Origin of the sequence: uncultured Psychrobacillus sp. (assembly GCF_938022135.1) — a bacterium.
GTDB lineage: Bacteria > Bacillota > Bacilli > Bacillales_A > Planococcaceae > Psychrobacillus.
Genome location: NZ_CALIED010000039.1, coordinates 87946 through 103379, shown reverse-complemented (window position 1 = coordinate 103379; position 15434 = coordinate 87946). Strand labels below are relative to the sequence as shown.

General features: G+C 36.3%; 18 protein-coding genes and 1 other annotated feature (1 of these 19 running past the window's edge). Of the genes, 2 read left to right on the top strand and 16 right to left on the bottom strand.

The window, feature by feature from the left end:
- Positions 1 to 6: 6 nt before the first annotated feature.
- From yqeH to Q0371_RS08860, 3 genes are read right to left on the bottom strand one after another with little or no spacing between them, the layout of a single operon-like run.
- Positions 7 to 1110 (bottom strand): ribosome biogenesis GTPase YqeH, encoded by a 1104-nt coding sequence (gene yqeH / locus Q0371_RS08870; protein ID WP_298470404.1) that lies wholly within the window; start codon positions 1108 to 1110, stop codon positions 7 to 9.
- Positions 1107 to 1628, bottom strand: coding sequence for a YqeG family HAD IIIA-type phosphatase (locus tag Q0371_RS08865; RefSeq protein WP_169358034.1), 522 nt, complete (start codon positions 1626 to 1628; stop codon positions 1107 to 1109). Before Q0371_RS08865 ends, yqeH begins: the two co-directional genes overlap by 4 nt.
- Before the next feature lie 37 nt (positions 1629 to 1665).
- Positions 1666 to 2448 (bottom strand): phosphatidylserine decarboxylase, encoded by a 783-nt coding sequence (locus Q0371_RS08860; RefSeq protein WP_298470401.1) that lies wholly within the window; start codon positions 2446 to 2448, stop codon positions 1666 to 1668.
- 90 nt (positions 2449 to 2538) lie between these two features.
- Between Q0371_RS08860 and pssA the strand changes: the two genes are divergently transcribed.
- Together pssA and sigK are read left to right on the top strand one after the other, a co-directional pair.
- A complete protein-coding gene (pssA, locus tag Q0371_RS08855; RefSeq protein ID WP_169358032.1) occupies positions 2539 to 3078 on the top strand; it encodes a CDP-diacylglycerol--serine O-phosphatidyltransferase in 540 nt (179 codons plus the stop codon).
- Positions 3079 to 3193: 115 nt separating this feature from the next.
- On the top strand, positions 3194 to 3931 hold the full coding sequence (sigK, locus tag Q0371_RS08850) for an RNA polymerase sporulation sigma factor SigK (RefSeq protein ID WP_169358308.1): 738 nt from the start codon (positions 3194 to 3196) through the stop codon (positions 3929 to 3931).
- Here the strand turns inward: sigK and Q0371_RS08845 are convergent.
- The 13 genes from Q0371_RS08845 to alaS all read right to left on the bottom strand — a co-directional run bounded on the left by Q0371_RS08845 (position 3928) and on the right by alaS (position 15276).
- Positions 3928 to 4074 carry a hypothetical protein gene (locus tag Q0371_RS08845; RefSeq protein WP_298470399.1) on the bottom strand — a complete coding sequence of 49 codons (147 nt, stop codon included), beginning with the start codon at positions 4072 to 4074 and terminating at the stop codon, positions 3928 to 3930. The two genes, sigK and Q0371_RS08845, sit on opposite strands and share 4 nt — an antisense overlap.
- A gap of 44 nt (positions 4075 to 4118) precedes the next feature.
- Positions 4119 to 4811: a 5'-methylthioadenosine/S-adenosylhomocysteine nucleosidase gene (gene mtnN, locus Q0371_RS08840; RefSeq protein WP_298470397.1), complete on the bottom strand. Its 693-nt coding sequence runs from the start codon at positions 4809 to 4811 to the stop codon at positions 4119 to 4121.
- Positions 4812 to 4895: 84 nt separating this feature from the next.
- Entirely contained in the window at positions 4896 to 5567 is a 672-nt protein-coding gene (locus Q0371_RS08835; protein WP_298470395.1) for a YrrS family protein, read from the bottom strand.
- A gap of 481 nt (positions 5568 to 6048) precedes the next feature.
- The gene (gene greA, locus Q0371_RS08830) at positions 6049 to 6522 is read right to left on the bottom strand and encodes a transcription elongation factor GreA (RefSeq protein WP_251555598.1); all 474 of its coding nucleotides are present in this window, start codon (positions 6520 to 6522) and stop codon (positions 6049 to 6051) included.
- Between the two features lie 112 nt (positions 6523 to 6634).
- Positions 6635 to 7273 carry a uridine kinase gene (gene udk / locus Q0371_RS08825; protein WP_298470392.1) on the bottom strand — a complete coding sequence of 213 codons (639 nt, stop codon included), beginning with the start codon at positions 7271 to 7273 and terminating at the stop codon, positions 6635 to 6637.
- The gene (locus tag Q0371_RS08820; RefSeq protein WP_169358307.1) at positions 7273 to 8547 is read right to left on the bottom strand and encodes a U32 family peptidase; all 1275 of its coding nucleotides are present in this window, start codon (positions 8545 to 8547) and stop codon (positions 7273 to 7275) included. Before Q0371_RS08820 ends, udk begins: the two co-directional genes overlap by 1 nt.
- Before the next feature lie 55 nt (positions 8548 to 8602).
- Positions 8603 to 9532 (bottom strand): peptidase U32 family protein, encoded by a 930-nt coding sequence (locus Q0371_RS08815; RefSeq protein WP_298470390.1) that lies wholly within the window; start codon positions 9530 to 9532, stop codon positions 8603 to 8605.
- 5 nt (positions 9533 to 9537) lie between these two features.
- Complete coding sequence (locus tag Q0371_RS08810) at positions 9538 to 10170, bottom strand: O-methyltransferase (protein WP_169358027.1); 633 nt, start codon at positions 10168 to 10170, stop codon at positions 9538 to 9540.
- Positions 10171 to 10356: 186 nt separating this feature from the next.
- Positions 10357 to 11475 carry an endolytic transglycosylase MltG gene (gene mltG / locus Q0371_RS08805; RefSeq protein WP_298470387.1) on the bottom strand — a complete coding sequence of 373 codons (1119 nt, stop codon included), beginning with the start codon at positions 11473 to 11475 and terminating at the stop codon, positions 10357 to 10359.
- 97 nt (positions 11476 to 11572) lie between these two features.
- Positions 11573 to 11866, bottom strand: coding sequence for a DUF1292 domain-containing protein (locus Q0371_RS08800; protein ID WP_251555603.1), 294 nt, complete (start codon positions 11864 to 11866; stop codon positions 11573 to 11575).
- Between the two features lie 11 nt (positions 11867 to 11877).
- Positions 11878 to 12297, bottom strand: a complete 420-nt coding sequence (ruvX, locus tag Q0371_RS08795) for a Holliday junction resolvase RuvX (protein ID WP_169358024.1) — start codon at positions 12295 to 12297, stop codon at positions 11878 to 11880.
- 2 nt (positions 12298 to 12299) lie between these two features.
- The gene (locus Q0371_RS08790; RefSeq protein WP_053588802.1) at positions 12300 to 12566 is read right to left on the bottom strand and encodes an IreB family regulatory phosphoprotein; all 267 of its coding nucleotides are present in this window, start codon (positions 12564 to 12566) and stop codon (positions 12300 to 12302) included.
- A 76-nt stretch (positions 12567 to 12642) separates the two neighbouring features.
- Positions 12643 to 15276 carry an alanine--tRNA ligase gene (gene alaS, locus Q0371_RS08785; protein WP_298470380.1) on the bottom strand — a complete coding sequence of 878 codons (2634 nt, stop codon included), beginning with the start codon at positions 15274 to 15276 and terminating at the stop codon, positions 12643 to 12645.
- An 85-nt stretch (positions 15277 to 15361) separates the two neighbouring features.
- Positions 15362 to 15434: a binding site (T-box leader), on the bottom strand; it runs 144 nt beyond the window's last position.

Genomic DNA, 15434 nt, shown 5'->3' with positions numbered 1-15434 from the left:
TTCCCCCTAAATAAGAGATGGACGAATAGAAACCTCTACACCAGCAGGAGCATGAGCTGCTATCACAACTCCGCCTTTTTGCACAGTTATCCAACCAAGTCCTGAAAATACGATATCCGTTTTATCATCTTTTATCTTAAATTCATGTCTTACTAAAGGTGGTAATAGGTCTATAAATTTCTCAGAAGGTGGTGACAACAATTGACCGCGATGCTCTTGCCATAAAGTATCAGCATTCTCAAGCTTCGTACGATGAATTGGAATATCGTTTGCTATATGACAAGTAAAGGCAGATCGTTCGCCCTTTATAAAATCAAATCGAGAAAGTCCTCCAAGATAGAGAGTTTGCTCACTATTTAGTTGGAAAACCTTTGGCTTCACTTCTTTTTTAGGTGTAATATATTTTAGCTCCGATGGATCTAAGAAATGGGCCATTTGATGATGATTAATGATTCCTGGAGTATCATATAGAGCTTTTTTATCGTCTAATGGTATCTCAATCATGTCTAAGGTTGTCCCAGGAAAATGAGAAGTAGTGATAACTGCTTCTACTCCGGTAGCCTGTTTAATAATCCTGTTTATAAATGTAGATTTACCAACATTGGTACAGCCTACTACGTAAACATTTTCACCTTTACGATAATGCTCTATGGCCTCCATAGCTTCTGGCATACCAGTACCTTTATGTGCACTGACAAATAGAACATCAATTGGTGATAAGCCAAGTTTTTTTGCTTCTTGCTTCATCCAATTGATTACTTTGTTTTTCTTCACTGATTTGGGCAGTAAATCAGCTTTGTTTGCTACTAATAGTATCGGATTATTACCAACAAATCGGTGTAGGCCTGGTAGCCAGCTTCCGTTAAAATCAAAAATATCTACAATCTTCACAATTAGTCCTTTTTTTGTTCCTAAACCATTTAAGATTTTCAAGAAATCATCGTCGGTTAAAGATACCGGCTGCAACTCATTGTAATTTTTTAAACGAAAACAACGCTGGCAAATAATATCCTCTTTTTCTAACGAAGAAACAGGAGCATATCCTGGATCTCCAACTACCTCGGTTTGGATTACTGTTCCACAACCTATACATTTTGGTGCTTCTGTCACGCTTCTTCCTCCCATGTAACTTGTCCTTTTTTGTCCAAGTAACTAAAAATTCTTCTCTCCACCATACGATTGAACTTCGTCACGAAACCATCTGATTTTGCGACAGGTATCACTAGAATGGTATGGAGCTTTTGTCTATTTCCGCCAAAGACATCCGTTAATAGCTGATCACCAATAACTACAACTTCCTCTTTTTTAACGGACATTATACTAAGAGCATGACGAAAAGCCTTTCCTAAAGGCTTTTTTGCTTTATATATAAAAGGAATCCCTAATGGATCTGCAAATGACTTAACACGTAATTCATTGTTATTGGATACAATGGTTACTTGAATACCTGCTTCTTTCATATTAGTGAACCATTCTATTAGCTTAGGGGTTGCATCTGGTCGATCCCATTCAACTAATGTATTATCCAAATCTGTAATAATTGCCTTTACGCCTTTTTCCTTTAACATTTCCGGTGTTATATGAAAGACACTTCTAACAAATTCACTTGGTATAAAATTTGAATACAAAGACAAACACTCCACTTCGACACTTTTTCTTTAACGATTATAGCATATTTGCGACTCTCTCACCCATTCGAATAAACTTTCCAGGAGTTATTTCTCTTGAAAACTCTATACTGTCTTCTTCAAATAACAAAACTACTGTTGAACCGAAAGAAAAGTAACCAACCTCTTCTCCCTTTTTCCATTCTAACTCCCTGTTAGTGAGTTCAATGGAATTCACGAACATTGCCCCCACCTTAATGTGAAAACAACGTTTCTCATTAGGCATCAAAAGCTCTGTTAATAGCCGATAGTTGCCACTAATTGTTTCTTTGCCATAAGCTAGGCCCCATTTGTTCACTGGATAGGATTTCTTTCCTAGCACATACTGTCGAGTAACCTTACCATCAATTGGAGAATGGATTCGGTGATATTCCGCCGGGCTTAAATATAAAATGATAAATTTACCTTTTTCATATTCTTTACCTATTTTGTCGGAGCCGAGCATATCATATAGCGTGTATGGTTTTCCTTTTACATGAAAAATTCCATCATACGTTATATCCCCGAAAGTTTCAATAGTCGCATCTACTGGACTTATAATTCCGTTGACAGCAGGGTCTATATTTCTACTATTTTGTTTTAATGGGCGAACAAAAAAATCATGCAATGTAGAAAATTCATGGAGATGACATGGCATTTCAGAAGGATCTATATTAAAATGTTTCATATAGGCAGGTATTATTTTCTTACTGAGATTAGACTGAGCAAAGCCTTTGATTAAAGATGATGACCACCTACCATTGGTCAGCTCAATCATAGATTGATATATTTTTTCTTTCATTTCTTAGTCTCCCTATAAAAATTTACTTACAATTTTTGTTTACTCGAAGTATAATGAACAAATATGTTATTTGTAAAGGAGTGATTTGCAATGTATTTACAAAATGCTATGACTCAAACAATAAAAAAACTAAAAACGCAGGCTGCTAATATGATAACAATTGGTAATTTAGCATTCGGTGGAGCAGCAATTATGGCTACAGTAAATGAATACTACACGTTTAGCGTGTTATTTATATTTATAGCAGGCTTGTTAGATCGTTTTGATGGCATGGTTGCCAGAAGATTCAACTTAGAGTCAGAGCTTGGTAAACAATTAGATTCGATGAGTGATATTATATCATTCGGAATTGCACCTGCTCTTTTAATGTACTCCTTAGTTTTACAGGAATTTAGTATTGCAGGAATGATTATTACTGTTATATATATAGCTTGTGGCGCATTTAGATTAGCCCGCTTTAATATTTCTGAGTCAAATGGATTTTTTACAGGACTACCAATTACGGTTGCCGGAGTAATTTTAACATTATCATACTTCGCTATTAATTTTGTTCCGCCAGTTACGTACATGTTTTTATTTATTATTCTTGCATTATTAATGATTAGTACTTTTACTTTAAAAAAGGTCTGATATGCTTTAAGCAATTATATATTTCTTAAAAGGCGACTGCAAATGCAGTCGTTTTTTTCATATTTTGTCGTAATTCCACATATATTGAAAGTATAACTAGATGGAGGTGAACATAATTTCCGGTCTTCTAACCGCATTTATAAACATGGTCATCGATTTGCCACTTGTGCTTGGTTATTTAAAAGGGCAGGCGTTCCATCAGCCCCTTTCTCCGGAGGAAGAACAAGTAATGATTCAACGTTTTCTAGATGGAGACCTCACAGCAAGAGATGAACTTATCGAACGTAATATGCGGCTTGTTGCACACGTAGTTAAGAAATTTCACCCGAAGCATGAGCTTTTAGATGACTATATATCAATTGGAACAATTGGGCTGATGAAAGCTGTTAATAGCTATACACCTACCAAAAAAACAAAATTAGCAACATATGCTGCTCGCTGTATTGAAAATGAAATTCTTATGTATTTGCGTTCATTAAAAAAAGTTCAAAAGGATATTTCTTTACATGAGCCTATTGGAATGGATAAAGATGGACATTCTTTAGAAATCACCGATTTACTACAAGGGCTAGATAAAAGCTCGGACGAACAGCTAGTGGAAGAAGAAGATACCAATCGTTTATATAAACACCTATCCCAACTCGAGAAACGAGAGCTAGATATCATCGTTCGAAGATATGGATTATTAGGCCATGAGCCAATGACTCAAAAAGAAATTTCTAAGCAATTAAAAATTTCAAGAAGCTATGTTTCTCGTATTGAAAAGCGTGCGCTTGTAAAGCTCTATCAGTATTACATCCATGAAAAAAACTCTCTTGATGGATCAAACACCAAGAGAGCTAGAGAAAATTAATCTTCACTTGTTTCTGCAATCATTACAAATGCTAGTACAGCTGTAACCAAAACAGACATAGCCATGATAAAAACCATTTGATCTCCCCCTAGACTATTGTGGAAAGCTTTATATACTTTCATCATAGCACATAAAGGAAACACTATTTACAAGCATTCTATGCTATAGTTTGTCCAATTAATGACAACTAAATGTTTTCAATTACACGAAGCACTATTTGTGTGGAATGCTTAGCTGCAACTGGAAGGAACTCATCAAAACTAACGGAAGATTCTTTTCCAGCAATATCAGAAAGAGCACGAATAACTACAAATGGCACGGAAAATTGATGACAAACCTGAGCCACAGCAGCAGCTTCCATTTCACAAGCTTTCATAGTAGGAAAATAAGAGCGAACAAGTTCCACTCGTTCTGGATTATGCATAAAAGTATCTCCAGTAGCTATTAAGCCAGTAGATGCCTGATGTTCACCAATTTCATTTACTGCATCTTCAGCGAGCTTCATTAAACGCTCATCGGACTTAAATGCAGGTGGCATTTGGGGAACTTGTCCCATCTCGTATCCAAAAGCGGTTACATCTACATCGTGATGTCTTACCTCATCTGAAATAACAATTGCCCCTACTTCTAATTGAGGGTCATACCCGCCAGCAGAACCTGTATTGATCACATAGTCTGGCTTATATTCGTTTAAAAGAATGGCAGTAGACATAGCTGCATTGACTTTACCAATTCCACTTTTCAACAGTATTATTTCATGATTTTTATATGTACCGGTCGTAAACTCACTATTTGCTATTTCGATAGTACTTGAATTCTCAACTGCATTTCTTAATAATTCTACTTCTTCTTCCATTGCTCCAATTACCGCAATCTTCATTATTAATAACCCCTCTCTAAAAGTACTTCTTTTAAAGTAAAGGAGAGCGGCACTTTAGTCAAGTACCGCTCCCAAATTGAATATTTATTTAACTGATTTTAACTTTTCTTTTTTGGTTGGTTTCCATCCTTGTCCATCGACCCATTCTAAAGAGATACGATAGATTTCTTTACCATCTTTAGAAGTAACAGTTCCTATAGATTTTTGTGGACTTCCCCCATTACCAAGAAATTGGACAATCATATTTGAAGGGTCTAAGTTTGCAGCGTGAGCTAATGCGTCAACTTTTTCTTCCCAGTCTACCGTTCCCTTCGTATAGCTTGATACATGCTCTCCTGTCTGTGAGGTCCCTAAAGGTTCCCAAGACGGATCTACTAGAACAGCTTCTACATTTGGATCATCGGATTCTTCTATAATTTCATTTGAGTCGTTAGAAGATGTGCCTGACTCTGTGGTCGAATCATTTTCTTCAGTGGCTGTTTCGTTTTGTTCGTCCTCTTCGGCTATTTCCTCAGTAGTCAATTCAATATCTTCTGATTCCTCTTCTTCGACTTCACTACTCTCTGAAACGGATTCAGTTTCTTTTGGTTCTTGTGCAATATCTTTTTCCTCTTTATCACCTGTCACTAAATTAACAACAACTATAATGATTAACAGAAGTACTACTCCAATTAAGACATTCAGTATTGTATTAGTTTTTTTCTTGCGATTATTTTTGTTTAAACGTGAGTTAATTTTTTGATTTTGTTCTGACATACTCTTCCTCCTTTTAAAGATAGAGAACTATAAATAATAGACGTGATAATAGAAACTAAGTTTCAAAACTTTAGGTGCTAACTAATTTAATACATAAAAATGCTTTTAGCAAGTCTCATTTTTATTCCAAATATTATATCATAGGGATATAAAGAGAATGATACACTAATATCTACGATAATAGCTTTTTCCCACTACAGCGGACGATTTCATGAGAGCATATGAGCTAAGACATTACCTCCCTCTAGCGCTTGTCCTCAGGATTTTATAGCATTTCTGCCCTATCATTAATATGCATAGAAGAAAGAGTGAGTCCATCCACTTATACCCTTAGGAATATCAAAAATACATTACAGTTATAAAAATGAATAAACAATATGACAAAGGTCTTAACTATTTATACTTAAATTCTTTGTAAATTTAAAATGAGGAGCAAACATATAAATGTCTACTCCTCATTTATGAAAATATATTGTCCGTCTTATGAAATAGAAATAATTTCTACATCCATTTCTCCGCCTGGAGTAAGGATTTTCACTTTATCTCCGGTTGTCTTTCCAAGTAAGCCTTTAGCAATAGGAGAATCGTTTGAGATAAGCCCTTCTAAAGGATCAGCTTCAGCAGATCCAACGATAGTGTAGCTTTCTTCATCTCCATCTGGAATTTCAACAAATGTCACTGTTTTACCTAAAGAGACAACATCATTATTATCTTCCTCTTCGATAATCACAGCATTTCGAATCATGGATTCAATTGTAGAGATTCTTCCTTCAACAAAAGCTTGGTCTTCCTTAGCAGAATCATACTCCGAATTCTCCGATAGATCACCGAAGCTACGAGCGATCTTAATACGTTCTACGACTTCTTTACGTTTTACAGTTTTTAATACTTCTAATTCTTCTTCTAGTTTACGTTTACCTGCTACAGTCATCGGAAATTGTTTCTCTGTTGACACTTCCATACACTCCTTTAAAATCCCTCTTTATAAACATATATTTCCTATTCATATGCTTCGAGTTAAAATGATATGAATTTAATGAAATATTTGTAAATCTTTCATCATCATATTATACAATAGCATTAGTTTCAAGAATAGTTTTTATTTTTGTAACCATTAAATCGATTGCTACCTCATTTTGACCGCCTTCAGGAATAATTACATCTGCATATCTTTTGGTAGGCTCTATAAACTGATTATGCATCGGGCGAACGACTGTTAAATATTGTTCTACTACAGATTCTACAGTACGGCCCCTCTCATGAATATCACGTAAAATTCTTCGAATAATACGTAAATCCGAGTCTGTATCTACAAATAATTTTATATCCATGAGGTTTCTTAAACGCTCGTCCTCTAGCACTAGGATACCTTCTAAAATAATTACATCCTTTGGTTGGATCAGGACTGTTTCACTTGAACGCGTGTGTTGTGCATAATCATAAATTGGTTTTTCAATTGCTTTGTCGTTCAGCAAATCATTTACATGCTGAATAAGTAGGTCATTGTCAAAAGCAAAGGGATGATCGTAATTTGTATTCAATCTTTCTTCATAAGCTAAATGGCTTTGGTCTTTATAGTAATAATCTTGTTCAATAACTACTACAGAATGGTCTTTAAAAACTTCACTAATTGCTTGGGTAACGCTGGTCTTTCCTGAACCGGAACCACCAGTGATGCCTATGATAAGCGGAGTACGTTTAGCCATTAGTTTAACCCCTTTCTCATCATGTTGTTTGGATATAATTTAGTCGGACATGTAAATTGAACTATTTCTAAGGGATGTCTTGCTGCATCTAGAACTTTTCCCTTTTCATTTTTAAGTTCACCAATTACTAATCGAACGTTGTCGATTTCGGGTCCAAAGAATTCTACTTCATCTCCTGGCTTGAAGTAGTTTCTCTGTTGTAATGTTACTACTTGTGTTTCATCGTTATAGTCTAGAACTAGCCCAACAAAGTCGTATCCCAGTTTTTTGTCATGAACGCCATACATTTGTTGTTCAACACCAGGTTCACCCTCAAAGAATGCTGTATCTGCTTCTCGGTTTGCACACTTTTCAAGCTCTTCCAACCATTCCTGCTTCATAACAAAGTTTTCTGGGTCCGCACAATAAGCATCGATGACTTTACGATATACACTAATAACTGTAGCTATATAGTGAATAGATTTCATACGACCTTCTACTTTTAGAGAATCAATTCCCATTTCAATCATTTTAGGAATAGATTCAACTAGCTTCAAATCTTTTGGACTCATAGCAAAAGGAGTATCTTCTTCTTCAAATAATGCTTTCTCTTCTCCATTAGAGCTTGCTTCGTAGAGATCGTAGTCCCATCGGCATGATTGGCAGCAACCACCGCGGTTAGAATCGCGAGCAGTCATATGATTAGAGAGTGTACATCTACCGCTATATGCTATACACATAGCTCCATGGATAAATGTCTCAATCTCTATATCCACTTTTTCTTTCATTAGCTTTATTTCTTCACCGCTTGTTTCTCGAGCTAAAACAACTCGGTGTAAGCCTTCTTCCTTCCAATATTGGACTGCTTTCCAGTTAGAAAGGGATTGTTGAGTACTTAGATGAATTTCTAGCTTAGGAGCTGCCTCCCTACAGGTTTCTATAATTAAAGGATCTGCAACTATAATTCCAGTTACTCCTGCAGCCTCTATTGACTTTAAATACTCCTCTAGCCCGTCCATATTTTCGTTATGGGCAAAGATATTAGTTGTAACATAAATTTTTGCACCGTATCGATTGGCAAACTCGACACCCTCACGCATTTCATCAATGGAGAAATTACCTGCGTTTGAACGTAAGCCAAACTCTCTACCACCTATAAATACTGCATCTGCACCATAATGAACAGCAATTTTTAATTTTTCTAGACTACCGGCCGGAGCCAATAACTCAGGCTTTTTCGTAATGACACGTTTGCCGTCGACTAATTCACTTATTTCATCTATTTTCGTGTTTATCACATGAATTCTGTCCTTTCTGAACCGAAAATAATTTCAGCTAAGAGCTACGCAATTAGTATACTGTTTCTTTAAAATAGAATCCGGTATCCAAGGGTCTAAGTGGAGGTTGAATAGCTTCAATTTTCTTAAATAGTTCCTTTTTAATCTCTTTATAGGCTGAACGTGATTCATAGTATGCATCAATTGCCTGACGATAGTAGCTAGTGACTTCCGTTACATATGACGTTTCATGGAGAATGCCATCAATCTTTAAGCTATCCACTCCTGCATCTAAAAACTCATCTAACTCATCAATCATACAAATATCATTCGGACTAAAAATATGGGTTCCATTTTGATCCTCGAAGATAGGGTACTTATTCGATCGCTCTTTATCATGTAAAAACATATTCTTATTGTGAGAGCGGTTTTCCACTTCCATTGCTTTATCTTGAAAAAGAAAATAGTTGCCGATTAAAGATCGCTTAGACTGGAACATACACGTCATTCCGTGCACCTGTGCCTCTACTTCGACTTCTGCATTTTCTTTTATATCTATCACTTCTTCTAAGCTAAGCTCACGAGCTAAAACAGCTCTTGTAGAACCACGTTTTCCCCAATAGTTTGCTGTAAAGAAATTAGTAGCTGTTTGTTCAGTATTCCAATGAAGAGGTAGTGTAACTCCCGCCTCTCTCCTAGCAATAATTACCGCCGGGTCACCAAATACAATTGCATCTACACCAATTTCTTGTATTTTCTGCATATAAGGGCCAAGTTCATCTACTTTGTCATTGTGAAAAATGCCGTTCATGGCAACGTAAATTTTTTTATTATGTTCTTTTACTAGCTTTGTCGCTGCTTGAATATCATCTAGTGTAAATTCTCCTGCTAGCCTTAACCCAAAATACTGTTCGCCTACTAAAAAAGCATCTGCACCCGCCTGTATAAGCTCTCGAATGTGCTCTACATTTTTAGGTGTCACTAGTAATTCTGCTTTTTTCATGCTTGTCACCTCTTTATACTTACTAGCATTCCGTCTCCCACAGAAAAGAATGCTGTGTCATAGTCTGGATGCTGCATTAACCATTCCATAAACTGATGCTGGTTTCGCACCATGGTTCTTTTCCTTCTTGGAACCTCTTCTATTGGAAGCTCGGAGAGACCGTTTAACAATATATTATCACAGTAAATAACGCCCCTATCGTTTAACAAAGGTGCGTACTTTTCAAAGAATTTTTTATATTGTCCTTTTGCAGCATCAATAAAAATAGCATCAAATCTTTGATTATTCAAAGTATCCTCGTCTAACTCTAAGGCGTCTCCAATAATGACTCTGATGCGTTCCTCCAAGTTGGCTCGGTTAATATATTCCTTAGCTAACATCGCTTTTTGCTCATCACGCTCTACTGTGACAATAGAAGCATCTAGTTTGTCGGCCATGCGCATAGAAGAATAACCGATTGCTGTTCCAAGTTCTAAAATAGAGGTTGGCTTCTGTAAAGAGAGTAACTGTAGCAATACTTCCATTCCCGACAGTTGCATAATTGGTACATGGTTTTCTTTTGCATAGCTCTCCATTTCAATAAAGATAGGTTCTCTTGGCTTAATTAGATTTTTCATAAAATCTTCACTGATGTTCATAGCTTAACTCCTTTTAGATGCAAGGTTATTTCGTTATGTAAACTGGAGATATCTCTGCTTCCCGAAATTCTACTCCTAAGTACAAGGATAATCAACAGACAAATATAACCTGATACGTAAAAAACCCATCTTATAATAACATAGCAGGAGAAGGAAAGCGATAACCTTCCTTCTCCTGCATGCTAATTATTTTAAATGTTCGTCTATTTTTTGAAGATGTTCATCATATGTTTTAGAAAAATGATTTTTTCCTTCTTTATCAGCTAGGAAATAGAAGTATTCTGTCTTTTCAGGATCTAAAGTTGCCTCTATGGACATTTTCCCTGCATTTGCAATCGGACCTGGTGGTAATCCTTTGTTTTGGTAAGTATTATATGGATTATCAATTTCTAAGTCCTCAAATAATACACGATCTTTATGGCTTCCTAAAGCATAAAGTACAGTCGGGTCGGTTTGTAATGGCATATCAATTTCTAAACGGTTGAAAAAGACGCTAGCTATTTTTTCACGGTCTGTTTGAGCAGTTGCCTCTTCTTCCAATAAGGAAGCAAAGGTTAAAAGCCAATGAACAGACTTTTCTTCTGCTTGTAGCAATTCATAATAAGGTGCCAATGCTTTGTCCGTTTGAGCCAATAACATTTCTGCTATTTCTTCATTTGTCGGATTTTCCTCGTAAAATGGATATGTCGATGGATATAAATAACCCTCTAATGCGTAGCGGATATTTTCCCCTTTGATTTCTTCTGTTAACAATGTAGGGTACTTACTCATCATGCGATCAACAAATTCAGCGTTCGTAACTAGTTCAAAGAATTCCTTGGAAGAATTTCCAGTCTTCTTCTCCACTACATCTCCAATTTGCTCTAGAGTCAATCCTTCTGGAATGGTTAAGGTTAGTAGTGGTTCCCTGTAAATTTTACCAGTTTTAAGACTTTCGATAATTTCATCTAAAGTCATATCCTTAGACAAATCATATGTACCTGCTTGAAAATCAGATTGGTTATTAAACTTAACATAGTATTTAAAAATCTTTGCATTTTTAATTATTCCATTTTTTTCAAGGGTCGAAGATATGCTATCGATACCTGAGCCAATTGGAATTTCAACAGTCACTTTCTCAGTAGAGTCGGGATCCATTGGTTCAAGAGCCCCTTTCACATAGTTATAACCAGTGAATCCAGCTATAGCAATAATGATCAAGAGAACCAATGCTATTATCATTACTATTTTTCTAACAAGTTTTACTTCTTTTTTTTTGTTTTTCATCTGATCAAACATGATCTCTTTTTTTGATTTGTTTTCCACGGGCTTTCCCCCTTTATTCTCCCTTATTATACATGATGCTTCACAAAAAGAAAAAGGATGGAATGAGAATACTCAGTCCACCCTTTTTAGATTTGAATTAGTCTTCGTCTTCTTCTGTTTCATCTAAAAATGTGTTTAACATTTCTTCGATCATATCCCATTCAGCATCTGTCTCGATTGGATGTAAATCTCCATCTTCTCCGTTTTCATTTGGAGTGAAAGAAGAAGCATGAATTTCTATTTCTTCGTTCTCATCTTCTTCAGCACCGATAGGGTAGTAAAGTACATATGATTTACCGAATTCATCTGATTCAAATGTAAATAAAACGTTACAAAGCTGTTCATTTCCGTTGTCATCAACGATTGTGATATTTTCTTGTCCGTGGTCCATTTGTGGTCACCTCATCTGTTTTTTCTATCAAGATATCCTTGTAAAATCATTACAGCAGCCATTTTGTCAATAACTAGCTTGCGTTTTTTACGACTAACATCCGCATCTATTAACATACGTTCTGCAGCCATAGTTGTCAATCTTTCATCCCATAATGTTACTGGAAAGTTATATTTGTCAGTTAACAGCTTGGCAAATTGTTCCGAAGCTTCTGCACGCGGTCCGATAGAATTATTCATGTTTTTAGGAAAGCCTACAACGAACTCACTCACTTGATGTTGTTTTACCAATTCATCAATTCGTTCCATCCCAAATTCTTGTGCATCTTCGTTAATTTTGATCGTTTCAATTCCCTGGGCTGTCCAACCGAGGGCATCACTTATTGCAATGCCCACGGTGCGAGAACCGACATCTAAACCCATTATTCTCATAATTACGCCTCATTATTCTTTTTAATATAGAACTTAACTAGCTCCTCTAAAATTTCATCTCGTTCTAATTTACGGATCATATTTCGAGCATCTTGATGGCGAGGAATATAAGCTGGATCACCAGAAAGTAAATAGCCAACAATTTGATTTATAGAGTTATATCCTTTTTCCTCTAATGCAGAGTGAACCTGAAGCATCACATGTTTGACTTCTTGTTCCATCGATTCCTCTGGGAAATTGAATTTCATTGTTTTATCAAATGAACTCATGATCAGCACCTCGCTTTCAAATTGGTAATAATGTTTGCTTAGTTATTTGTTAAGTATACCGTATTTTTGAAATAGTTTAAACTGATTTGATGTATTCGTAAACGGAGTTAAGTGCAAGCTCTAGCTTACTTGCGTCTTTAGCCCCAGCCATGGCAAAGTCCGGACGGCCCCCACCTTTACCTCCACATTGTTCAGCGACTAGTTTGACAATATTTCCAGCATGGTAGTTCCCACCTACTAAATCCTTAGTCACTCCAGCAGAAATCATTACTTTTTCCTCGTCTACTGCGCCTAAAACTATGACAGCATTATCCATTTTTTGTTTTAAATCATCCATCATTTGTCTTAGCTGATTATTATCCTTAGCCTCTACTTTAACAGAGAGCACCGTAATGCCATTAATAGTTTGAGCTGATGATAAAACAGAAGATGCCTGACTATTAGCGATTTTAGCAGATAATGATTCATTTTCTCTTTGAATGTTTTTCAATTCACCTAACAATTGAGAAACCTTCATAACCAAATCCTTTGATTGAGCTTTTACTAGTGAAGCAGCTTCCGTAAGAAGCATTTCTTCCTCTTTAATAACCTCAAATGCACCTTTTCCAGTAACTGCTTCAATACGACGTGTTCCTGCACCGATACCGCCTTCAGAAAGGATTTTAAAGTAGCCTATCTCCGACGTGTTTTTCACATGCACTCCACCGCAAAGCTCTAATGAATAAGCTCCCATTTGAACTACTCTCACAATATCTCCATATTTTTCTCCGAAAAGAGCCATGGCACCCATATTTTTTGCCTCTTCAATATTGTGATATCCAGTTACTACCGGGATATTATCCCACACCTTCTCATTAACTATACGCTCAATTGTTTCTAGCTCTTCTTTCGTTACTTGCCCAAAATGAGAAAAGTCAAAACGTAAGCGATCTGGTCCAACATATGAGCCAGCTTGGTTTACATGTGTTCCTAGAACGTCTTTTAAAGCTTGATGTAGAATATGTGTTGCCGAGTGATTTTTTATAGTGTGGCCTCTTAATGTTTGATCTACTGTAGCTACTATGTCAGCCCCAACCACCATTTCTCCAGACTCAATAATAACAGTGTGTAGATTTTGACCATTTGGAGCTTTTTGAACATCCTTTACAAACCCACGGAAATTATCATTTTCAATTGTTCCATGATCTGCTATTTGACCCCCACTTTCCGCATAGAAAGGTGTCTGAGTTAAAATAATTTTCACTTCATCGCCTTCTTGAGCAGATTTAACTAATTCTTGCCCAAGTACAATAGAGGTAACCTTTGTAGTGACACTTAGCGTATCGTAGCCAACAAACTCACTTTCATCTTGTAAGTTACTAAAAACAGCAGATTGCACCTGCATAGAATCTACATTCTGACGAGCAGCACGTGCTCTAGAACGTTGAGCTTCCATTTCAGCTTTAAAGCCCTCATGATCAACTGTCATATTTGCTTCTTCTGCATATTCCTCTGTTAACTCAATCGGGAAGCCGTATGTGTCATAAAGTGTAAAAGTCGTTGTTCCAGGTATAAATGACTCACCTTTTGAACGTTGCTCCTCAATTACTTTTTCTAAAATGCTAAGCCCGTCATGTAGTGTTTCATGGAATCTTTCTTCCTCTGTTTTAATAACACGCATGATGAAGTCTTTTTTCTCTGTAACTTCTGGATAGAAATCCTTCATGATTTCCCCTACTACAGGTACAAGCTCAAATAAAAATGGCTGATCGATACCTAGTTGTTTTGCAAAACGGACAGCTCTGCGAAGAAGTCTTCTCAGTACATAGCCGCGTCCTTCATTGGAAGGTAAAGCCCCATCTCCAATAGCAAATGCAACGGTACGAATATGGTCAGCAATTACTTTGAAAGCTACGTCATTCTCCTTGTTTTGGCGATACTTCTTACCTGCAATTGTTTCAGTTTGCTCGATAATCGGCATGAATAGGTCTGTATCAAAGTTAGTTGGAACATTTTGTACAACACTAGCCATACGCTCCAAGCCCATTCCAGTATCGATGTTTTGCTTTGGTAATGGTGTATATGTGTGATCTGGATTATGGTTAAACTCAGAGAAAACTAAGTTCCAGATTTCTAAATATCGATCATTTTCTCCACCTGGATAAAGTTCTGGATCATTTACATCATTACCATAGGTTTCACCACGGTCATAGAAAATTTCTGAGTTAGGTCCACTCGGTCCTTCTCCAATATCCCAGAAGTTTCCTTCTAAACGAATAATACGCTCTTCTGGAATACCAATTTCATCCTTCCAGATAACATATGCCTCTTCATCTTCTGGATGAATGGTAATAGATAGCTTTTCAGGTTCAAAGCCCATCCACTTTTCATCAGTCAAAAACTCCCAAGCCCAATGAATTGCTTCTTTTTTAAAATATTCACCGATTGAGAAGTTTCCTAGCATTTCAAAGAACGTATGATGTCTAGCTGTCTTTCCTACATTTTCAATATCATTTGTACGAATAGATTTTTGTGCATTTGTGATTCTTGGATTTTCTGGAATTACACGTCCATCAAAATATTTTTTTAACGTAGCAACTCCACTATTGATCCAAAGAAGTGAAGCGTCATTAATCGGTACAAGTGGAGCAGATGGTTCTTGTGAGTGACCTTTTTCTATAAAAAAGTCTAAATACATTTGTCTAATTTGTGCACCAGTTAAATGTTTCATTTTTTCATTCCTCCTAATAATATTATTCCTCTTTAACAAAAGATTTGACGCTATGCAAAATAAAATAAAAAAAGCCTTCATCCCAAAAAGGGACGAAAGCTATTATTTCGCGGTACCACCCTAGTTACATAATAAAATACAACCTTATTATGTCTCTT